Origin of the sequence: Actinoplanes sp. NPDC049681 (assembly GCF_044465265.1) — a bacterium.
Lineage (GTDB): Bacteria > Actinomycetota > Actinomycetes > Mycobacteriales > Micromonosporaceae > Actinoplanes.
Genome location: NZ_JBITLP010000003.1, coordinates 398,935 through 420,249 on the forward strand (window position 1 = coordinate 398,935; position 21,315 = coordinate 420,249).

Below are 21,315 nucleotides of genomic sequence, written 5' to 3' on the forward strand. Positions count from 1 at the left end.
GTATGGACAAGAACAAGATCGCCCGTACGCTGACCGCCGCGATTCGCCGAGGCGGCGGTCGATCACGGGGAGGCCTTTCCTACATGAAGCTCGTCTCACGACGCGTCGTCGTCGGAGCGCTCTCGGCTGCTGTCGTGGCCGCAACCGCCGGAGTCTCGACCTGGGCGTTGGCGGACGAGACGCCTGAAGCCCCCGTCCGGCTCGTCGTCGGGCTCAAGTCCGATGCCGGCACCGCCGATTCGCTGGGCACGGTTTCCGCCATGGGCGTCCGGACGATCGACGCCGCGGGCCCGGCCCAGCAGGCCATGTCGGAGCTGCGCGCGCGGACCCTCGAGGTCTCCGCGGCCCGCAAGGACCGCGTGGTCGCCGCCCTCAAGAACGACCCGAACGTCTCGTACGTCGAGGTGGACCGGGTTCGCAAGATGAGCGCGATCACGCCGGACGACCCGTTCTACAACGGCAAGGACGAGGACGAACCGCACCTTCCGCTCCAGGTCGAGGTCGACAACGTCGGACTCCCGCAGGCGTGGGAGACCACCACCGGCGATGCCGCCGTCAAGATCGCGGTGGTGGACACCGGCGTCACCAGGACCGGCGACCTCACGGACGCGGTCCTCGACGGCTACAACTACGTCAGCAACACCACCAACGCGGCCGACGACGTGATCGGTGAGGGGCCCGACGGGCACGGCACCGCGGTCGCGTCGCTGATCGCCGGGCGCGGCAACAACGGTGTGGGCATGGCCGGCGGCTGCTGGAGCTGCAAGATCATCCCGGTGAAGGTGCTCGACAAGAACGGCAACGGCTTCGACAGCAACGTCGCCAAGGGCATCGTGTACGCGGTGAAGGCCGGAGCGAAGATCATCAACCTGTCGCTGGGCGGCGCCGGCTCCAGCCAGGTGCTCGCCGACGCGGTCTCGTACGCGAACCTGAAGGGCGTGCTCGTCGTCGCGGCGGCGGGCAACGAGGGTGGCACCACCCACGAGACCACCAAGCAGTACCCGGCGGCGTACTCCGACGTGGTCGCCGTGGGCGCTACGGGCCGCAACACCGACGTGCGTGCCCCTTTCTCCAGCTTCAACAAGAGCGGTGACACCTGGGTCGACATCGCGGCCCCGGGCGTCGTCGCCGCCATGGACCGGTACGGCAACTACCACACCGGCTGGCCGGGTACGTCGTTCGCGGCCCCGATGGTCTCCGGCGTGGCCGGGCTCATCAAGACCGTGCACCCGGACTACACCGGCTGGTCGCTGCAGCGCGCGCTGCTGAAGTCCGCGCGGCCCATCACGCCCTCCGGCTGGGTCACGTACGGCTTCCTCGACGCGCCGAAGTCGCTGACGATCGCCACCGACCCCACGCCGCCGACGCTGACCGGCCTCTCCACCCCGGGTGAGGGCTGGCGCATGCACGGCAAGATCGACATCAAGCCCACCGGCATCACCGACCCCTGGTCCGGCGTGCGCAATGTCGACCTGTACGTGGACGGCATCTACAAGGCGCAGGACCGCACCGCGCCGTACGAGTTCACGTACGACACCACCGGCCGCAACGGCAAGGTGGCGCTGGAGATCCGGGCGTACGACAAGGCCGGCAACCGCACGGTCTTCAAGCGCTCGATCACCGCGGACAACATCGCGCCCAAGGTGAAGATCACCAGCGGGCCGGCGAGCGGCGCCAAGGTCTCCGGCACGGTGAAGCTCACCGCGACCGCCTCCGACGCCAACGGCGTCCGCAAGGTCGAGATGCTGATCAACGGCAAGGTGAAGCAGACCGACACCACCGCGCCGTACAACTTCAGCTTCAAGGCGTCCAGCTACGCGTCCGGGATGAAGGTGCAGGTCCGGGCCACCGACGTCGCCAAGAACGTCAAGTACGACGCGACCCGCACGTACAAGCGCTGACCTGATCGCGAGAAGCCCCCGCCGAGCGCTCCCGGCGGGGGCTTTCCGCTACCCGACTGCACCCGTGCCGATCCGGTTCTGCCGGTGACCCGGCCGACGGTGAGGTCATGATGCTGCGCTTCGTGACCGTGGGACTGCTGGCGGGCGGCATCGCCCTGACCGGAACCGGCCCCGCCGCGGCGGCGCAGGCGCCCGTCTCGCTCGTCGTCGGCCTGCGGTCAGGTGCCGACACGGCCCCCGGCGCCGCGGTCGTGAAGAAGCTCGAGCAGAACGTCGACGTCGTCGCCAGCGAGCCGCTGACCGGTGCCGTCGCGGTGGACGTGCCCGCCGGGCAGGCCGCGCAGGCCGCGGAGGCACTGCGCGCCGACCCGTCGGTCGCCTACGTCGAGCCGGATCACATCGCCGGCATCGCCGCCACCACGCCGAACGACCCGGCCTTCTCCGGCCAGTGGGGAATCGAGAAGGCCGGTGTCGACGCTGCGTGGGACCGCACCCGCGGGCGTGGCGGCGTGGTCGTCGCCGTGGTGGACACCGGGGTGAAGGCGCTCCCCGACTTCTCCGGCCGCCTGCTCACCGGCCACGACTTCGTCAACGACGACAGCAACGCCACCGACGACAACGGCCACGGCACGATGGCCGCCGGTGTCATCGCCGCCGCCGGCAACAACGGCACGGGGATCGCGGGCATCTGCTGGTTCTGCAAGATCCTTCCGGTGAAGGTGCTGAACTCGCAGGGCCTCGGTACCTACAGCGCCATCGCCGAGGGCATCCGCTGGGCGGCCGACAACGGCGCCGACATCATCAACCTGTCGCTCGGCGGCGCCGACGACAGCCGGGTGCTGAGGGACGCCGTCGCGTACGCCACCGGCAAGGGCGTCGTGGTCCTCGCCGCGGCGGGCAACGAGGGCAGCGCGGCGCCGCACTACCCCGCGGCCATCCCGGCGGCCATCGCGGTCGGCGCCTCCACCCCGGGCGACGCCCGCTACAGCTGGTCCAACTACGGCAGCAGCTGGGTCGACATCGCCGCGCCTGGCTGCAACCCCGCGCAGGGCATGAACGGCGTCGTCGGCACCTTCTGCGGCACGTCCTCCGCCACCCCGTTCGCCGCCGGCGTCGCGGCCCTGCTGGCGTCGACCACCCCGGCGCCGACCAGCGCCACGATCCGGGCGACGCTGATCTCGTCCGCGTCCCGGGTCGCCGGCTCGTGGATGCCCGCGTCGTCGGGCCGGGTGAACGCGCCGGCCGCGCTCGCGGCGCTGCCGGTCGCGGACGACTCGGTCGACCCGACCACCTCCTTCGTCACGCCGTCGGGTTCCGCGCTGGTGCGGGGAACCGTGAGCGTGTCCGCCCGCGCCGCCGACGACCTCGGCGTCGCCAAGGTCGAGCTGCTGGCCAATGGTGTCGTGGTCGGCGTCGACCGGGTGGCCCCGTACGCCTTCTCGTGGCGCTCGGCGATCCGTGGCGGCACCGTCGCGCTGGGGCTGCGGACGTACGACCGCGGCGGCAACGTGGCGACCGCCACGCGTCGCGTCACGGTCGACAACTGGGGCCCGGCCGTGAGCATCACATCCGCACCGGCGAGCGGCACGCGCAACGTCGGTGGGACCAAGTACCTGCGCGTGGAGGCCACCGACCACAGCGGGATCCGCCGCACGGAACTGCTGGTCAACGGCAAGGTGGTGCAGAGCTCCGGTGCGTCGCGGCACACGTTCACGGTGCCGACGGCGAAGTTCGCCAAGACCATCGAAGTCCGGGTACGCGCGTACGACCGGGCCGGCAACGTCTCCTACACCCCGACCCGCAGGTGGTACCGCTGACAGCGGCTGCCCCGGCGCCCAGACGCTGCTCGGTGCGCCGGTAAACTCGCCGTCCATGAGCACACCGCGTCCGGTCCTTGTCGTCGACTTCGGCGCCCAGTACGCCCAGCTGATCGCCCGGCGGGTCCGCGAGGCGCGGGTCTATTCGGAGATCGTGCCGCACTCGATGCCGGTCGCCGACATGCTCGCGAAGAACCCGGCCGCGATCATCCTGTCCGGCGGACCGTCCAGTGTGTACGAGGCCGGCGCTCCGGTGCTGGACCCCGCGCTCTTCGACAACGAGGTGCCCGTCTTCGGCATCTGCTACGGCTTCCAGGCCATGGCCCAGGCGCTGGGCGGCACGGTCGCGCACACCGGTTCGCGGGAGTACGGGCGTACCGTCCTCTCCCCGGCCTCCGAGGCCGGAACCCTGCTCCGGGAGCTCCCCGCCGACCTGCCGGTCTGGATGTCTCACGGCGACTCGGTCACCGAGGCCCCGCGCGGTTTCTCGGTGACCGCCTCCTCCGCGGGCGCGCCGGTGGCGGCGTTCGAGGACCTGGTCACCCGGCGCGCGGGGGTGCAGTTCCACCCCGAGGTGGCGCACACCCAGCAGGGCCAGGAGATGCTCCAGCGCTTCCTGTACGACATCGCCGGCATCGAGCCGACCTGGACGCCCACCAACATCATCGAGGACCAGGTCGCGGCGATCCGCGAGCAGGTCGGCGACAAGCAGGTCATCTGCGGCCTCTCCGGCGGCGTCGACTCGGCGGTCGCGGCGGCGCTGGTGCACAAGGCGATCGGCGACCAGCTCACCTGCGTCTTCGTCGACCACGGCCTGCTGCGCGCGGGCGAGGCCGAGCAGGTGGAGAAGGACTACGTCGCGGCCACCGGCATCCGCCTCAAGGTCGTCGACGCCTCGGACGTCTTCCTCGGCCACCTCGCCGGCGTCACGGACCCGGAGCAGAAGCGCAAGATCATCGGACGGGAGTTCATCCGTACGTTCGAAGCGGCCGCCCGCGAACTCGACGCCGAACGCCACATCGAGTTCCTGGTGCAGGGCACGCTCTACCCGGACGTGGTGGAGTCCGGCGGCGGCACCGGCACCGCCAACATCAAGTCCCACCACAACGTGGGCGGGCTCCCCGACGACCTCCAGTTCGCCCTGATCGAGCCGCTGCGCACCCTCTTCAAGGACGAGGTGCGGGCGCTGGGCGCGGAGCTCGGCCTGCCGGAGGAGATCGTCCAGCGCCACCCGTTCCCCGGGCCGGGCCTGGCGATCCGCATCATCGGCGCGGTCGACCGTCACCGCCTCGACGTGCTGCGCGCGGCGGACCTGATCGCCCGCGAGGAGCTGACGGCGGCGGGCCTGGACCGCGACGTGTGGCAGTTCCCGGTGGTGCTGCTCGCGGACGTCCGCAGCGTCGGCGTCCAGGGCGACGGCCGCACGTACGGCCATCCGGTGGTGCTGCGCCCGGTCTCCAGCGAGGACGCGATGACCGCGGACTGGTCCCGGCTGCCCTACGAGGTGATCGCCAAGATCTCGACCCGCATCACGAACGAGGTCCGGGAGGTCAACCGGGTGGTCCTCGACGTCACGAGCAAGCCGCCGGGCACGATCGAGTGGGAGTGAACTCTGTCTATGGCCTCCGCTTCGCTGCGGCGGCACTGCGCCCCGGGGAGCCGATGACGAGGACGCCGAAACAGACCACGGCAAAGGGCGCCTAGTCTGTTTCGGCGCCCTCGCCATCGGCGGGCGCAGTGCGACTTTGGTTGCGGTGGGTCTGCCGGGGTCACGGGGCTGGTGGGGCGCTTGCCGGTCCGGTCGCGCCGGGGGCCGGGTTCGGGGCCGCGGCCGGGCTTGCGGCAGCGGGCGGAGCTTCCGGGGTCGGCATTTGCGCCGGGGTCGGCGTTTGCGCCGGGGTGGTGCTCGAAGCTGGTGTCGGTGTCGGTGTCGGTGTCGGTGTCGGTGTCGGTGTCGGTGTCGGTGTCCGGTCCGGGGCTGCGGTCGGGGCCTGGCCCGTGGTCGGGTAGGCCGGGCCGCCGGTGTAGGGGTCGGGGTAGTGGCCGGGGTAGGCCTGGCCCCATGAGGGGTCGGCGGGGTCGCGCCACGGCGGGAGCACGGGGCCCGGCTCCTCCGGCATCAGGAACCACATCACCGGGTAGGCGATCAGGGCCGTGCCCCAGGTCAGCACGGTCAGGCCGGCGAAGGCGACCCGGACGAGCACGGGGTCGACGCCGAGGTAGCGGCCGATGCCGCTGCAGACGCCCGCCACGATGCGGTCGTCGAGGGGACGGCGAAGTTGCCGGTACGGGGCGACGGTCGGATCAGTCATGACTCCAGAGTCGGCTTTTCCGCGTCCGGCGGCCTCGGTGAACGCCCGGAGTCCGACCCTGATTCCGGTCCCGGGGGTATCCGCCCATGCGCGCTGAAGGTCGTCGATGCGGCGGGTTCCGGCGTACCGTGGAGGGGGAGGTCTGGGGGCATTGCTGTGTGTTACATACTTGCTGCGATCGGTGCGGAGAACCGCCCTGAACTGCGATTACTGAGGGCTATCGCCCTGTCAGGAATCCGACAGACGTTTCCTGGAGTTAACATAAACCGGGCAAGATGCCGCCCGTGACCCCCGCACTGGAACCGCTCCGCAGGATTGCGGCCTATGCCGTCGCGACCGATCCCCACGGCCGCGTCCTCCTCGTTCGTGCCTCGCCCCGTTCCGGCACCCCGGGCGTGTGGTCCCTGCCCGGTGGCGCCGTCGATCACGGCGAGGACCCGAACCACACCGTCGTCCGTGAGACCGCCGCGGAGACCGGCCTGTCCGTCACCGTCACCGGACTGCGGGATGTCCTGGCCGACATGCGCTCGCTGCCGCACCGCGGCGTCACGATCCACACCGACCGCCTCATCTACGAGGTGTCGGTCCGCGGCGGCAACCTCATCGACCGCGTCGGCCAGCCCACCGACATCGCCCGCTGGCACACCCTCGAGGAGGCCCAGGAGCTTCGGCTGCGGCCCTTCACGGCGGCCGCGCTGGGGCTGCCCGCGGCCAGCGCCGACCTGCGCCCCGAGGAAGCACCCGACTTCCCGTCCTTCTACGCCTATCCCGGCCCGGACGGGTTGCACCGCGCGCAGCGCTTCGCGGCGTACGCGATAGCCACCGACCCCCACGACCGCCTGCTGCTGACCCGCATCGCGCCGGGCTATCCGGGCGAGGGTTGCTGGCACCTGCCCGGCGGCGGGACGGACTACGGCGAGCAGCCCGGCACCGCCCTCATCCGCGAGCTCGTCGAGGAGACCGGCCAGGAGGGCCGGATCGTGGAGCTGCTCGGCGTGGCCAGCCATCGCGACGCCGCCTCCCTGGGTCCCGAGGGCTATCCGATCGACTGGCACGGCGTGCGCGCCTTCTACCGGGTCGTCGTCGACGCGCCCACCGAGGTGACGGTCGGGGACGTCGGCGGCTCCACCTCCGAGGCGTGCTGGATGGCGCTCAAGGATGTCGCGGCGCTCCCGGCGAACGAGCTCACCGAGGTCACGGCGGAGGCCCTGCGAGCCGCCGGGTTGGTCTGACGTCCCGGAGATCCACCGCCGGATAGCCTGGGGCTCGTGAAGGTCAGACGAATCGGAGCGTACGGGCTGTGCCGTGACGCCTCCGGCCGGGTCCTGCTCGCCCACAACTCGGCGTTGTCGGCTTTCCCGGGCCTCTGGACCCTGCCCGGCGGCGGCGTGGAGCAGGGTGAGGACCCCGACGACACCGTCGTCCGGGAGTTCGCCGAGGAGACCGGCCTTCACGTACGCATCACGGGCCTCCACTCGGTGACCGCCGACGTCTTCCGCCTTCCGAACACGGATACGTGGGAACACACCGATCGGATCATCTACGACGTCGAGATCGTCGGCGGAGAGCAGCGCGACGAGGCCGCCGGCACGACCGACCGGGTGGCCTGGGTCACCCCGGGCGAGCTGCCGCTCATGCCGTTCACCGCGGGCGTGCTCGGGCTGCCGGTCACGCCCTCCGACGTGCCGGCGGACCCCGCGGAGGCGCCGGAGCGCGGCAACCAGCGGTTCGGCGCGTACGGGATCGTCACGGACCCCGACGGCCGGATCCTGCTCACCAGGATCGCCGACGGCTATCCGGGGGCCGGCCTGTGGCACCTGCCGGGCGGCGGGACCGATCACGGTGAGCTACCCGAGATCGCGCTCGCCCGGGAACTCGTCGAGGAGACCGGGCAACACGGACGGGTGATCCGCCTGCTGGGAACCTCCCACCGGTACGACCCGGCCGCGCTCGGCCCCGAGGGCGTCCCGGTGGACTGGCACGTCGTGCGCGTGCTGTTCAGGGTTTCCGTGGACCGGCCGACAGAACCTGTGGTGACGGAGGACGCGGGGGGTTCCACGGCGGCGGCGGGCTGGTTCGACCAGGTCACTGCCGGTGACCTTCCCCTGACCGAAGTTGCCGCGTCGGCACTGCGGCGGCTAGCCGAGGAAGGGGCTCATCGGGGAAGTGGGTTGCGAGACCTCGGTTAGACTCGTCACAGGGCCGGGCAGTGTGCGTGCCTCCTCGCCCGTGCGGAGGAATGAAAACTCCAGAGAACGATGTTGCACAGGAGGGTCGATTCGTCTCTCGCCAAGAGGCCTCGGCTGTGCGATTGTGTAACCCGCCTTAATCACGGTCCGTAGATGTACGGGCGATGGGCATCACCCCGCGACGGCGCAGCCGGCGGGCATACCGACCCCAAGATGGAGGAGCACGTGCCGAGAACCCCTTGGCGCCGGCGTCGTACGACGGATAGTCCCCGTCCCGCCGGACGTCGTTGGGCAGGCCGGCTGCGCCGCGGCGGAAGTCTCGCCCGGCAGGCCCTGTTGGTGCGGGTGGGACGCCGATCCGCCGATGCGGGCCGCGCTGCCACCGCCACCCGGGCTGAGGTGATCTACACCGGCACGGAGGTCGTCCCGTACGCCGGCCGTGGCCGTACGGTGGCCACCTCGGGCAGTCACGGCCCCGCCGTGATGGCCGCGCCGGCCGTCGTCGAAGCCGTGTCCGAGTCGCTGCTGCCGGGCGAGCACACGGTCCGCCGCCGCATCAGCTTCGCGCTGGTCAACTCGTGCACCCTCGCCAGCCTGGGCCTCGGTCTGCTGGCGATCTTCCTGGCGATGCACGGCGACGCCCGGCTCGCGGCCGGCTGTCTCGTCGCCTGCGTGGCCTTCGACGGCCTGGACGGGGCCCTGGCCCGCCGGCTCGGCGTGTCCAGCCCGTTCGGCGCCCAGATGGACTCCCTGGCCGACATGTGTTCGTTCGGTCTCGCCGCTCCGGTGGTCGTCTATTCGTCCCTGGAGCACACCGTGCCGACGGCCGCCGCCGCGGTGGCGTGCATGCTGGTGGCAGGCTGCGCGGCCATTCGCCTCGCGCGGTTCAACGTGTCGCCCAAGGACGGCAAGTTCTTCTCCGGTGTGCCGACGACGATGGCCGCCGCGGTGCTGGCGCTGACGGTGCTCATCGGGCTGCCGCTGCCCGGCGTCGTGGTGCTCGGCGGGGTGACGGTGCTGGCGTTCGCGATGGTGTCCAGCTTCCCGTATGCGAAGCTCGCCCGGGTCGTGAAGCTGCCGCCGTGGCTCTGGCTGCTGCCCATCGTGGGCGCGCTGGTCGACCCCCGACTGACCTTCGTCTTCGTCGTGGCTGCCTACCTGTGCAGCGGCCCCGTGATGTGGCTGCGCACCCGGCGGGCCTGACCCGGAACGTGCGAAAGGCCCCCACCCGGCCGGGTGGGGGCCTTTTTCGTGCCCTGCGGTGTCAGCGCCAGCGGGCGATGACCGAGCTCGCTCCGATCACCTTGTCGCCGACCGCGACGGTGGCCTCCGCCTTGTCGGCGGGCAGGTATACGTCGGTGCGGGAGCCGAAGCGGATCAGGCCCATGCGCTCGCCGCGGGCCACCAGGGTGCCGACCGGCGTGCGCTGGACGATCCGGCGCGCGATCAGGCCGGTGCGCTGCGCCACGACCACCGTGCCGTGGTCGGTGTCGAGCACCGTGTACGCCGCCACGTTGTGCTCGGCGGCGGCCGTCATCGCGTTGGCGTACCCGCCGTCGATCACGAAGTAGTCCTTGACCCGGCCCGCCACGGGCACCCGGTTGACGTGCACGTCCAGCACCGACAGGAAGACGGCGATGCGGAGGAATTCGCCCTCGCCGAGGCGCTCGTCGGTGAGGCGCTCCACGGACAGCACCTTGCCGTCGCTGGCCGCCACGATCGCGTTCGGGTCGTCCGGGGTGTCGCGCTCGGGGTCCCGGAAGAAGGCGGCCACCGGGCCCGCCAGCAGGGCCGGAAGCAGCCACAGCCTGGACTTGGGGCGGGCCGCACGGGCCAGTGCCGCGAGCCCGAGGCTGATGCCGGCCGCCGCTACCCCGTTGGAGTCGATGTGCATGCTGCGGGTGACCGGGACGCTGGAGGGACGGTACGCCGGGGCCAGCCGCGCCGCCTTCGCGGTGTCCGCCTGGCTGAACCGGAGCTTGTGGATGCGCAGCGGCGGCTGGTTGCGCACCACGAGATCCGAACCGACCCCGAAGAGGGCGCTCTGCCGGAACAGCTCGGCGGCCGCTCCGCCCGTACGCCCCGGGGCCGCCGGCGTGGCCACCGACACGACCGCGCCGTCCGTCAGGTACTTGCTCAGGCCGTCGAGGACGGCCCGGGTCTCGTCGGCGGTGCCGGTCAGCGGCTCGCCCAGGACGACCACGTCGGCCGGCTCCGCCTCGGTGAGCGACTCGACGATCCGCACCCGGTCGGCGATCCAGCTGCCGAGGCCGGTGATGTGGTCGCGGAGCAGGTCGGCGGTGCTGCGCTCGCCCGCCACCAGGATGAGCGTGTCGCCCGGCAGCAGGGCCTCGACCGCCGCGGCCACCACGGCGGAGGCGTGGTCGGCGCCGATCACGAGCGCGGTCGTCGCCTCGTTGTGGCGGGCGAACTCGGCGGTGAGGCTGCGCGCGGCGCGCGGGCCGACGCCGGTCACAGGGGCGGTGGACACGGGGGGAAACGCCGTCATGACAAGAGCATATTGCGCCGGCCGCGGGTCCCACCCGTTGGTGTGACCCGCGGCCGGCGCATGCGGTCAGTTCTGCCGGCGCCGGCCCTCCGGCTCGGTGTCCCCGTCCGCCGCGGGCGGCAGGTCGATCCGCTCGGCCGGGTTGTCGAGCAGTTCCCGGACGATGTCGGCGTGCATCTGCGGCGAGAGGTCGCCCGGCGTCTCCACCTGCGCCTCGGCGGCGACCGGCGCGGGTACCTCGGCCCGGCGCCCCGAGCGGATCGCCCCGAGCAGCCCGAGCGCGCCGAAGAGGATCAGGAGCCCCGCGACCAGCCAGCCCAGCGCCGGCAGCCGCAGGTTGACCACCTGCGAGACCGCCCACCAGAGCGCGACGAACGCGAAGATCAGGCCGAAGCTCAGCGAAATGCCGTCGGTACGGTGCGGCTTCACCGGGTCACCTCCACGTTGCCCGTGTCCATCTGGATCGCCAGCCGCAGCGTGCCGCCGCCCTTGCCGTCCGGCCCGAGGTCGGTGACACCCTGCACGTTCTGGCGGCCGGTCAGCTCGCGCCCGTAGATCAGCGCCCGGCCGTCGTCCATGCTGACGCTCGTCGTGGCGTCGACGTCGTCCGGCAGCAACACCCGGACCTGGCCGAACTTCATGGCGACCGTCACCGACTGGTCCTGGCCGGTGAAGTCGAGGGCGCGCAGGTCCAGCGTGGCGTTGCCGACCGAGAAGTCGTACCGGTCCGCCACGGCGGCGAGCGTCTGCGGCCGGTACGTGTTGTTCGCGAACTCCCCGCCGAAGCGTTCCACGCCGGTGGAGATGGAGAGCCCGATCGTGGCCAGGACGGCCAGGAAGATGAGCCCGCGGGCCCGCCCGAACCAGGCCCCGACGATGAGGCCGAGCGCGATCGTGGCCAGGGCGGCGGCGAAGTAGCCGGACACCGGGATGTTCGCCCCGGCCAGATCGACGGCGGCCAGGATGCCCATCACCACCACGACGCCGAAGAAGGTGATCCGGCCGAGCTTCGAGCGCTCGCGGGGCCGCTTCGGCGCCCGCTTGGGGGCGGGCGGAGCGTACGGCGGGTGCCCGGCACCCTGCGGCCACGACGTGCCCTGCCACGAGCCGTGCGGCGGCTGTCCGGAGCCCTGCGCCCAGGGGCCGTGCGGGGCGAACGGCGGCCGGTAGCCCCCGTTGGGCGGCCCGAACTTCGGGGACGCCGGCGGCCAGGGCGGTGCGGGAGGCGCGGATGAGGTGGGCGGAACGGTCGGTGCCAGGGGAGGCAGCGGCTCGGTCACCGGTTCGCCGGCCGGTGCCGCGGTGGGCGCCGGAGCGCCGGCGGCCGCGAAGGCACCCGTCGGGCCGGCAGCCGGGGTCTCCGGCGTGGCCGGCGCCGTCGGCGTGGCCGGCGGAAAGGTCGCGGTCGCCGCCCAGGGGTCCGCGGCGGGCGCCGGGCCCGGCCGGGTCGACTTCTTCAGCACGAGGGCGCCACAGACCAGCACGGCAGCGGCCAGCAGCGTCGCCCGGAAGCCGTCCTGCACGACGAACGCGAAGGACAGGGCCGCGGCGGCGCCGAGCACCACCACCGACAGCGGCGCCATGCCCGAGCGGCCGCGGCCGAGCAGGGACTCGACCGGCGAGGCGGTGTCGCCCTCCGCCGGGATCATCAGCCAGCCGACGAGGTAGATCAGGATGCCGACCCCACCGAAGAAGCCGAGGACGGCGATGAGGACGCGCCACAGCACCGGGTCGGTGTTGGTGGCCTGGCCGATCGCGCCGCAGACGCCGGCGACGTAGCGGCCGCTGCGGGGGCGGATGAGCTTCTCGCGCGAGAAGACCGGGCCGTCGGGAGCGCCGAACCAGGGCGGCGGGTTTCCGGGTGGCGGCGTCGCGCCGGGCGGTGGCGGTGGCGGGGCGTCCGGCGCGGGGGGAGCGTCCGCTGCGGGCGGCTCGTACGCCGGCGGGACGTCCCCGGCCGGGGGAGTGCTCGAAGGTGCCGGTGCGTCCTGCGACGACCCGGCAGCTTCGCGGGACTGGGCAGCTTCGTCGGTCATGGCTTCGATACTGGCGGTCCGGGCACCCGGCCCGCCTCAGGCGCCGACCCTGAGGCCACCCTGAGATCCCGGGCCGCCCGCCATGGGTGACTTTCCCCGTGGCCCGGGCGGTACCGGACGTGTGACGATCGAACCGGCCCACCCGCGGGCCCCGACCCGAGGAGCGCAGCGATCACCGCCACCGCCGTACCGCCGCCGACGCGTCGCCTGTACCGGCCGCGCGACCACCGTGTCATCGCCGGTGTCGCGTCCGGTATCGCGCGCCACCTCGGCATCTCGGTGACGGTCGTGCGCATCGCCCTGGTTCTCCTGCTCGGCTTCAACGGGCTCGGCCTGCTGCTCTACGCCGTGTTCTGGGCGGTGCTGCCCCAGCAGCAGCCCACCGGCGCGGCGAAACCCCATCGGGACCTCGCCCTGCTCCTGCCGTTCGGGGCGATCGGCCTGGGCGTGGTGCTGCTGCAGGGCCTGCTGTTCCGGGACAACGGCGGCGCCGGGACGGCCGGGTGGCTGGTCGCGGTGATCGCGGTCGGCGCCGGCGTGATCTGGCACCAGTCCGATCCCACCCGCCGGGGCGCCTGGACGGACGGCTCCCAGGCCCCGTGGCTGGCCGCCGTGGTTGCCGAGAGTGATCGGCGCTCGTTCGTGTTCCGCTTCATCGGCGGCGGGGTCCTCGTCGCGGTCGGCGTCATCGGCGTGCTGTTCGTGTTCCTCCCGAAGGGCAACCTCGCCACGGTCTTCAACGGCGTGATCTTCGCCTTCGTCGGCCTGCTCGGCGTCGGCGTGGTGGTCGCCCCGCTGCTGTGGCGTACGTTCAGCCAGCTCCGCAGCGAGCGCGAGGGCCGCATCCGCGAGCAGGAGCGGGCCGAGGTGGCCGCCATGATCCACGATCAGGTGCTGCACACCCTCGCCCTGATCCAGCGCAACTCCACGGACATCAAGGAGGTCCAGCGCCTCGCTCGCGGCCAGGAGCGCTCGCTGCGCAACTGGCTCTACAAGCCGACGGCGTCGCCCACCGAGCGGTTCGGTGCGGCGCTCGAGCAGGCCGCCGCCGAGGTGGAGGACACGTACGCGATCTCCGTCGAGACCGTCATCGTCGGCGACACGCAGTGTGACGAGCGGGTGGCCGCGCTGGTGGCCGCCGCCCGCGAGGCCCTGGTCAACGCGGCCCGGCACGCGGGGGTGGAGACCGTCTCGCTGTACGCCGAGGTCGAGGACGACGAGCTGAGCGTGTTCGTGCGCGACCGCGGCGCCGGCTTCGACCCGAACGGGGTGGAAGATACGCGGCATGGCGTACGCGGCTCGATCATCGGGCGCATGCAGCGGCACGGCGGCAAGGCCGTCATCCGCAGCGCGCCGGGGGACGGGACCGAGGTACGCCTGACACTGCCCGCCTCGCGCGACAGCGTCACCGCCGGAAAGGAGAACGCACGATGACCGAGCCAGCTACCGACGAGGGCCGCCGCCTGACCGTGTTCCTCGTGGACGACCACGCGATGTTCCGGGCGGGTGTCCGTGCCGAGCTCGGCGCGCACGTCGACGTGGTGGGCGAGGCGAGCTCTGTCTCCGAGGCGGTGTCCCGGATCGCGGCAACCGTTCCCGACGTGGTGCTGCTCGACGTGCACATGCCGGACGGCGGGGGCCGGGCGGTCCTGGACGCGATGCGGCGCAGCCACCCGCAGGTGAAGTTCCTCGCGCTGTCGGTGTCCGACGCCGCGGAGGACGTGATCGGGCTGATCCGGGCCGGCGCCCGCGGCTACGTCACGAAGACCATCTCCCCGGACGAGCTGGCCGCGGCGATCAAGCGCGTGGCGGACGGGGACGCGGTGTTCAGCCCGCGCCTGGCCGGTTTCGTGCTGGACGCGTTCGCCGCGCGTCCGGACGTGCCGGTGGCGGACCCGGAGCTCGATCAGCTCACCAACCGTGAGCGTGAGGTGCTGCGGCTGCTGGCGCGCGGGTACGCGTACAAGGAGATCGCCAAGGAGCTCTACATCTCCATCAAGACGGTGGAGACCCATGTGTCGAACGTGTTGCGGAAACTGCAGATGTCCAACCGATACGAACTGTCGAGATGGGCGGCGGATCGGCGGCTCGTCTAGGGCGGTTCAACCGTCCGGCCAGGGCGATTCGGCGCGCCCTGGGCTAAACGGGACATTGCGGTTACGGAAAGTTCTTGGATCATTACTACGGTAGAGTAACCGCTGGTCAGAAGCCTGTTTCTGACCGAAAGTATGATCTTCCAGAGGTCTCCCGAGCCCAACTGGCGAATATCGGGTTGATAACGGCGCCCTCAGGGACTAGGGGCTCTGTGCGAAGGTGGCACCTACTCACACAACCCCTCGTGAGCGCCCCTGAAGGAGGCACTCCCATGTTTGGGAATCGCCCATGGAAGATGGCGGTCGGCGCGACCGCCATCGCCTTGTTGGCCGCAGGTTGCTCCGGAGGCGGGTCGGAGAACACCGACACCAACTCCAACAGCATCGTGCTAGGTATCGGAGAGCCGCAGCACCTCATTCCGACGAACACCACGGAAACCAGTGGCGCCCAGGTTCTGGCCGCCCTTTTCTACCCGCTCGTCGACTTCGACGCGCAGAGCAAGCCGGTTGAGGTCGCCGCTGAGTCGATCACCTCCGACGACAACAAGGTCTGGACGGTGAAGCTCAAGCCCGGCTTCACGTTCAGCAACGGCGAGCCCGTGGTCGCCGATAACTACATCGACGCCTGGAACTACGGGGCCTACGGCCCCAACGGCCAGGGCGCCTCCTACTTCTTCGAGCGCATCGAGGGCTACGCCGACCTCCAGTCCGTCGACCCGGACGGTGAGGACGGCCCGCAGAAGGCTCCCGAGCCCAAGGCCAAGACGCTGACCGGTCTCAAGAAGGTGGACGACAACACCTTCACCGTGACGCTGTCCACGCCGTTCGCCGGCTGGGAGTCCGTCATGGGCTACACGGCGTTCCTCCCGCTGCCCAAGGCGGCCTGGAAGTCCCCCGGCGTCATCGCCGACGGCTTCGAGGACGCGATCATCGGCAACGGCCCCTTCAAGATGAAGGGCACCTGGGAGCACGACTCGCAGATCGTCGTGGAGAAGGTCGCCGGCTTCAAGGGCACCGTCCCGAAGATCGACGGCGTGACCTTCAAGATCTACCAGGACCAGAAGGCCGAGTACGCCGACCTGGTCGCCGGTAACGACGACATCCAGACCTCGATCCCGATCGAGAGCCTCGCGGCCGCCCCGGGTGACCTGGGTGACCGCTTCAAGAAGAGCCCGAGCTCCTCGTTCGCGTTCGTCGGCTTCCCGACGTTCCAGAAGGAGTTCTCGGACAAGCGGGTCCGGCAGGCCCTCTCCATGGCGGTCAACCGCAAGGAGATGACCGACCAGATCTTCCTCGGTTCGCAGACCCCGGCCACCTCGTTCGTCTCCCCGGCCGTCGCCGGCTACCGGGAGAACACCTGCGGTGCCAACTGCGAGTACAACCCGACGAAGGCCAAGGAGCTCTACACCGCGGCCAAGGGCCCGTCGAAGATCCAGATCACGTACAACGCCGACGGTGGCCACAAGGCCTGGGTCGACGCCATGTGCAACCAGATCAAGGCGTCGCTCGGTGTCGACTGCACCGGCGTGGGTGAGCCCAAGTTCGCGGACCTGCTGACCAAGGTCGAGAAGAAGCAGCCGGTCGGCCTGATCCGCCTCGGCTGGGTCATGGACTACCCGCTGATGGAGAACTACCTCGGCCCGCTGTACGGCACGGGTGGTTCCTCGAACTACTACGGCTACAGCAACCCGGCCTTCGACAGCCTGGTCAAGGAGGGCTCGGCGGCCAAGACCACCGACGACGCCATCAAGAAGTGGCAGCAGGCGGAGGACATCCTCGCCGACGACATGCCGGTGATCCCGCTCCGCTTCGGCCAGAACGTCTTCGGCCACTCGGAGAAGGTCAAGAACGTCGACGTAGACATCTTCACCAAGGTCGACCTGTACAAGGTCGAAGTTGTGAAGTGATCTGAGCCGTTCGTGCAGTGGTGGCGTCACGGATTTTGTGCAACCGTGGCGCCACCGCTGTGTGTAATCCCCCTACTTCAGCCGCCGTGCCCACGAGGTCCGGCGGCGCATCTTCCGCGGAAGAGGCTAAATCCGTATGTTCCGCTACATCGTGCGGCGCCTACTCCAGATGGTCCTGACCTTCTTCGGGGCCACCTTCATCGTGTACGCGCTGATGTTCGCCAACCAGGACGACCCCATCCAGGCATTGGCGGGCGAAAAACCCATCACCGCCAACGTGCGGCAGGCGCTGACCGAGCGTTACCACCTCAACGAGCCCTTCATCGTGCAGTACTGGTACTACATGAAGGGCCTGCTCACCGGTAACTTCGGTATCTCGCTGACCGGCCGCAAGATCAGCACCATGATGGAGACGGCCTGGCCGATCACCATCAAGCTCGCCCTCATCGCCATGGCCATCGTCGCGGTCGTGGCCCTCGTCGCCGGCGTCATCTCGGGCATCCGGCGCGGCAGCATCTTCGACAACGTGACCCTCGTGATCACCCTGATCATCCTGTCGCTGCCGATCATCGTGCTGGCCCCGCTCTGCCAGCTCATCTTCGGGATCAAGCTCGGCTGGTTCCCGCCGACGGCGGGCGCTCATCCGACCCTGTGGGCACTGTTGCTGCCCGCCCTCGTCCTCGGCAGCCTGGTGCTGGCGACCGAGCTGCGCGTCACCCGCGCCTCCGTCGCCGAGAACCTGCGCTCCGACTACGTTCGCACGGCCCGCGCGAAAGGTCTGTCCCGCAGTCGGGTGATCGGCGTGCACGTGCTGCGCAACTCGCTCATCCCGGTCGTGACGCTCATCGGCGTCGACATCGGCGGCCTCATGTCCGGCGCGATCGTGACCGAAGGCGTGTTCAACATCCCCGGGGTCGGCTTCAACCTCTTCCGCGGCATCCGGACCGAGGACGGTCCGCTCGTGGTCGGGTTCGTCAGCGTCCTCGTCATCGTCTTCCTGGTCGTGAACCTGCTGGTCGACCTGCTGTACGCCGCCCTCGACCCGAGGATTCGTTATGAGTGATCTCGAAGCAGTGACCACCGCGACCGGCCCGAGCGGCGACGCGCCCACGGAGCCCCGGCACGCGAACAAGGCGAACAAGAAGGACAAGCCGCGCAGCCTCGCCGGCGACGCCTGGATCGACCTGCGGAAGAGCAAGATCTTCTGGTTCGCGGCCATCCTGGTTCTGATCATCACCCTGATGGCCCTGTTCCCGTCGCTCTTCGGTGCCGGCGACCCGCGTGCCTGCGCGCTGTCCCGTCAGCACGCCGGGCCGAGCGGCCATGCCTTCTTCGGCTTCGACTACCAGGGCTGCGACGTCTACGCGAAGACGATCTACGGAGCTCGTAACTCGCTGCAGGTCGGCCTGCTGGCCACGCTGATGTCCGGTGTCATCGGCCTGTTCTTCGGGCTCGGTGCCGGCTACTTCGGCGGCTGGGTGGACGCGATCCTCTCCCGCTTCATCGACGTCGTCCTCGGCATTCCGTTCCTGCTCGCCGCGATCGTCCTGGCCAAGCGGCTGTCGGCCGACGCGGGCAGCAACGGCGTCGCCGCGGTGACCCTGACGCTCGGCGTCCTGGGATGGACGACGGCGGCCCGCATCATGCGGTCGTCGGTGATCGCCTCCAAGAACCAGGACTACGTGGCGGCGGCGCGGATGCTCGGCTCCGGGCCGGCGCGGCTGATGGTGCGGCACATCCTGCCGAACTCGACCGCGTCGTTCATCGTGGTGCTGACGATCCTGCTGGGCGCGAACATCGCCAGCGAGGCGACCCTGTCGTTCCTCGGCATCGGCCTCAAGAACGGCGCCATCTCCTGGGGCATCTCGATCGCCGAGGCGAGCCCGTTCGCCCGGATCGCGCCCGCGCCGCTGGTGTGGCCGTCCGTCTTCCTCGCGGCCACGGTGCTGGCCTTCATCATGCTCGGCGACGCGGTCCGCGACGCCTTCGACCCGAAGTTGCGGTGACCGCAGACATGACCGACATCAAGGCGGAGATCGACGTTCTGCCGGGTCTCGACCCGCGCGCGCCGCTCCTCGAAGTGAACGACCTGCACGTGGAGTTCCGCACCCAGTACGGCGTCGCGCACGCCGTCAACGGTGCCAACTTCTCCCTGGCACCCGGCGAGACCCTGGCAATCCTCGGCGAGTCCGGCTGCGGCAAGTCCGTGACCGCTCAGGCGATCATGGGCATCCTGGACAGCCCTCCCGGCTTCATCACCCAGGGCGAGGTCAAGTACCGCGGCCTCGACCTGCTGAAGCTCCCGGAGCGGGACCGCCGCAAGGTACGCGCCAACCAGATCGCGATGATCTTCCAGGACGCGCTGTCGGCCCTGAACCCGGTGTTCACGGTCGGCTACCAGCTCGCCGAGCTCTTCCGTAAGCACCGGGGCATGTCCCGGGCGGACGCCCGCAGGCGCTCGATCGAGCTGCTCGACCAGGTCAAGATCCCGGCCGCCCGGAGCCGGATCGGCGACTACCCGCACCAGTTCTCCGGCGGTATGCGCCAGCGCGTGATGATCGCGATGGCGCTCGCGCTGGACCCCGAGGTGCTGATCGCCGACGAGCCCACCACGGCGCTCGACGTGACCGTGCAGGCGCAGATCATGGGCCTGCTCGCGGAACTCCAGCAGCAGCGCAACATGGGCCTCATCCTCATCACGCACGACATGGGCGTGGTCGCGGACGTCGCGGACCGCATCTCCGTGATGTACGCGGGCAAGGTCGTCGAGGAGGCGCCGGTCTACGACATCTACGCGCGCCCGGCCCACCCGTACGCGAAGGCCCTGCTCGAGTCGATTCCCCGGCTCGACATGAAGGGCCAGCAGCTGAACGTCATCAAGGGCCTCCCGCCCGCGCTGACCGCCATCCCGAAGGGCTGCGCGTTCAACCCGCGGTGTGCGTACGCCCAGGACGTCTGCCGGCAGGATCCGCCGCCACCGCCGTACATCGTCGCGCCGGGCCGTACCGCCCGTTGCCACTTCTGGAGGGAGGTCGTCGGCGAATGAGCGACCGTAACGACGTGGTGCTCGAGACCAAGGGTCTGGTGAAGCACTTCCCGATCACGCAGGGCATCGTGTTCAAGTCGAAGGTCGGCGCCGTGCGCGCCGTCGACGGCGTGGACATCCAGCTGCGCCGCGGCGAGACCCTCGGCGTCGTGGGCGAGTCCGGCTGTGGCAAGTCCACCCTGGCGAAGCTGCTGGTCGGGCTGGAGAAGCCGACCGCGGGCTCGATCAACGTCCGCGGCGAGGACATGGTCAAGCTGAAGGGCGGCGGACTGCGCCGGGCCCGCCGCAACATCCAGATGGTGCTGCAGGACCCGTACACGTCGCTGAACCCCCGCATGACGGTCGGCGACATCATCGGCGAACCCTTCGCGATCCACCCCGAGGTGACCCCGCGCAAGGGTCGCGCCCGGGCGGTGCAGGACCTGCTCGACACGGTCGGCCTCAACCCCGACCACGTCAACCGCTACCCGCACCAATTCTCCGGCGGTCAGCGCCAGCGCATCGGCATCGCCCGCGCGCTCGCCCTCAAGCCGGAGATCATCGTCTGCGACGAGCCGGTCTCCGCGCTCGACGTGTCCATCCAGGCGCAGGTGATCAACCTGCTGGAGGGGCTGCAGAACGAGTTCGGGCTGTCGTACATCTTCATCGCACATGACCTGTCGGTGGTCCGCCACATCTCCGACCGGGTCGCCGTCATGTACCTCGGCAAGATCGTCGAGATCGGTGGCGACGAGCAGATCTACGAGAACCCGACGCACCCGTACACGCAGGCGCTGCTGTCCGCCGTACCGGTGCCGGACCCGAGGCTGCGCGGCCTGCGCGACCAGATCGTGCTGGAGGGCGACGTGCCGTCGCCGGCGAACCCGCCGTCGGGCTGCCGGTTCCGGACGCGGTGCTGGAAGGCGCAGCCGGTCTGCGCCGAGCAGGAGCCGCTGCTGCAGATCCGGGAGCGGTCGCCGCACCCGAGCGCCTGCCACTTCGCCGAGCCGCGGGACGTCGTCCACGCGCTCTGAGCGTCACGGTGGAAGGGGTCCGTCCGGCTGGGCGGGCCCCTTTTCCGCGTACGGGCTCAGAGCGGGCCGCGGCCCGCCCGCAGGAGCAGGAGCGCCACCTGGGTGCCGTCGGGGCCGAGGGCCTCGCGGAAACGCTCGACGATCTCGCGCTCGCGCGACAGCACCAAGCGGGTGCCGCCGGAGGCCAGCCGGGTGCGGCCGACCTGCTGGGACAGGCGTGATCGTTCCTGCCACAGATCGATCAGCGCCTGGTCGATCTCGTCGATGCGCTCACGGATGGCCTTGATCTCACCGGCGGCGAGCTGGTCGCTGGTGCCGGTCGGCTGGTCCGCGGTGCGGTCCGGGCCGGCCGCGCTCGCCGGCTGGTCGATCAGGTCTGCGCTCATGTCGTGCTCCTCGGGTGCTGACGCCTCGGTCGGCCCGGCCCGGGCAGCATCAAGCCCCGGGCTGGGAAGCCCGGGGCTTGGTGTAGGCCTGTCGTTCAGACGCGTC

Annotated in this window: 18 protein-coding genes; 13 read left to right on the forward strand and 5 right to left on the reverse strand. The window is 70.7% G+C overall.

Annotation, left to right across the window (positions count from 1 at the left end; all coding sequences use genetic code 11):
• Window positions 1–83: 83 nt before the first annotated feature.
• The 3 genes from ACIBO8_RS11750 to guaA all read left to right on the forward strand — a co-directional run bounded on the left by ACIBO8_RS11750 (window position 84) and on the right by guaA (window position 5,327).
• A complete protein-coding gene (locus tag ACIBO8_RS11750) occupies window positions 84–1,901 on the forward strand; it encodes a S8 family serine peptidase (RefSeq protein WP_396115099.1) in 1,818 nt (605 codons plus the stop codon).
• A 107-nt stretch (window positions 1,902–2,008) separates the two neighbouring features.
• Window positions 2,009–3,718, forward strand: coding sequence for a S8 family serine peptidase (locus ACIBO8_RS11755; protein WP_396115100.1), 1,710 nt, complete (start codon window positions 2,009–2,011; stop codon window positions 3,716–3,718).
• Between the two features lie 55 nt (window positions 3,719–3,773).
• A complete protein-coding gene (guaA, locus tag ACIBO8_RS11760) occupies window positions 3,774–5,327 on the forward strand; it encodes a glutamine-hydrolyzing GMP synthase (RefSeq protein ID WP_396115101.1) in 1,554 nt (517 codons plus the stop codon).
• A 160-nt stretch (window positions 5,328–5,487) separates the two neighbouring features.
• Here guaA and ACIBO8_RS11765 read toward each other — a convergent pair whose 3' ends face one another.
• The gene (locus ACIBO8_RS11765) at window positions 5,488–6,030 is read right to left on the reverse strand and encodes a PspC domain-containing protein (protein WP_396115102.1); all 543 of its coding nucleotides are present in this window, start codon (window positions 6,028–6,030) and stop codon (window positions 5,488–5,490) included.
• 284 nt (window positions 6,031–6,314) lie between these two features.
• On the opposite strand from ACIBO8_RS11765, the gene ACIBO8_RS11770 reads away from it, so the two are divergent.
• The 3 genes from ACIBO8_RS11770 to ACIBO8_RS11780 all read left to right on the forward strand — a co-directional run bounded on the left by ACIBO8_RS11770 (window position 6,315) and on the right by ACIBO8_RS11780 (window position 9,422).
• Complete coding sequence (locus ACIBO8_RS11770) at window positions 6,315–7,262, forward strand: NUDIX hydrolase (protein WP_396115104.1); 948 nt, start codon at window positions 6,315–6,317, stop codon at window positions 7,260–7,262.
• 36 nt (window positions 7,263–7,298) lie between these two features.
• Window positions 7,299–8,219 (forward strand): NUDIX domain-containing protein, encoded by a 921-nt coding sequence (locus ACIBO8_RS11775; protein WP_396115105.1) that lies wholly within the window; start codon window positions 7,299–7,301, stop codon window positions 8,217–8,219.
• A 300-nt stretch (window positions 8,220–8,519) separates the two neighbouring features.
• Window positions 8,520–9,422, forward strand: coding sequence for a CDP-alcohol phosphatidyltransferase family protein (locus ACIBO8_RS11780; RefSeq protein ID WP_396115624.1), 903 nt, complete (start codon window positions 8,520–8,522; stop codon window positions 9,420–9,422).
• Window positions 9,423–9,483: 61 nt separating this feature from the next.
• Here ACIBO8_RS11780 and ACIBO8_RS11785 read toward each other — a convergent pair whose 3' ends face one another.
• The 3 genes from ACIBO8_RS11785 to ACIBO8_RS11795 all read right to left on the reverse strand — a co-directional run bounded on the left by ACIBO8_RS11785 (window position 9,484) and on the right by ACIBO8_RS11795 (window position 12,764).
• A complete protein-coding gene (locus tag ACIBO8_RS11785; RefSeq protein WP_396115106.1) occupies window positions 9,484–10,728 on the reverse strand; it encodes a phosphatidylserine decarboxylase in 1,245 nt (414 codons plus the stop codon).
• A 66-nt stretch (window positions 10,729–10,794) separates the two neighbouring features.
• Window positions 10,795–11,157, reverse strand: coding sequence for a hypothetical protein (locus tag ACIBO8_RS11790; protein WP_396115107.1), 363 nt, complete (start codon window positions 11,155–11,157; stop codon window positions 10,795–10,797).
• Complete coding sequence (locus ACIBO8_RS11795; protein WP_396115108.1) at window positions 11,154–12,764, reverse strand: PspC domain-containing protein; 1,611 nt, start codon at window positions 12,762–12,764, stop codon at window positions 11,154–11,156. Before ACIBO8_RS11795 ends, ACIBO8_RS11790 begins: the two co-directional genes overlap by 4 nt.
• Window positions 12,765–12,971: 207 nt before the next feature.
• Here ACIBO8_RS11795 and ACIBO8_RS11800 point away from each other — a divergent pair, with 207 nt between their 5' ends.
• From ACIBO8_RS11800 to ACIBO8_RS11830, 7 genes are all read left to right on the forward strand, one after another.
• On the forward strand, window positions 12,972–14,198 hold the full coding sequence (locus ACIBO8_RS11800; RefSeq protein WP_396115625.1) for a PspC domain-containing protein: 1,227 nt from the start codon (window positions 12,972–12,974) through the stop codon (window positions 14,196–14,198).
• The gene (locus tag ACIBO8_RS11805) at window positions 14,195–14,860 is read left to right on the forward strand and encodes a response regulator (RefSeq protein ID WP_396115109.1); all 666 of its coding nucleotides are present in this window, start codon (window positions 14,195–14,197) and stop codon (window positions 14,858–14,860) included. Before ACIBO8_RS11800 ends, ACIBO8_RS11805 begins: the two co-directional genes overlap by 4 nt.
• A 269-nt stretch (window positions 14,861–15,129) precedes the next feature.
• A complete protein-coding gene (locus ACIBO8_RS11810) occupies window positions 15,130–16,764 on the forward strand; it encodes an ABC transporter substrate-binding protein (RefSeq protein WP_396115110.1) in 1,635 nt (544 codons plus the stop codon).
• Window positions 16,765–16,900: 136 nt separating this feature from the next.
• On the forward strand, window positions 16,901–17,827 hold the full coding sequence (locus ACIBO8_RS11815; RefSeq protein ID WP_396115112.1) for an ABC transporter permease: 927 nt from the start codon (window positions 16,901–16,903) through the stop codon (window positions 17,825–17,827).
• Complete coding sequence (locus ACIBO8_RS11820) at window positions 17,820–18,770, forward strand: ABC transporter permease (RefSeq protein ID WP_396115113.1); 951 nt, start codon at window positions 17,820–17,822, stop codon at window positions 18,768–18,770. Before ACIBO8_RS11815 ends, ACIBO8_RS11820 begins: the two co-directional genes overlap by 8 nt.
• Before the next feature lie 8 nt (window positions 18,771–18,778).
• The gene (locus ACIBO8_RS11825) at window positions 18,779–19,810 is read left to right on the forward strand and encodes an ABC transporter ATP-binding protein (RefSeq protein WP_396115114.1); all 1,032 of its coding nucleotides are present in this window, start codon (window positions 18,779–18,781) and stop codon (window positions 19,808–19,810) included.
• A complete protein-coding gene (locus tag ACIBO8_RS11830) occupies window positions 19,807–20,823 on the forward strand; it encodes an ABC transporter ATP-binding protein (RefSeq protein ID WP_396115115.1) in 1,017 nt (338 codons plus the stop codon). The genes ACIBO8_RS11825 and ACIBO8_RS11830 overlap by 4 nt, the downstream gene beginning before the upstream one ends.
• 56 nt (window positions 20,824–20,879) lie before the next feature.
• Here ACIBO8_RS11830 and ACIBO8_RS11835 read toward each other — a convergent pair whose 3' ends face one another.
• Window positions 20,880–21,209, reverse strand: a complete 330-nt coding sequence (locus ACIBO8_RS11835) for a chorismate mutase (RefSeq protein ID WP_396115116.1) — start codon at window positions 21,207–21,209, stop codon at window positions 20,880–20,882.
• Window positions 21,210–21,315: the final 106 nt, after the last annotated feature.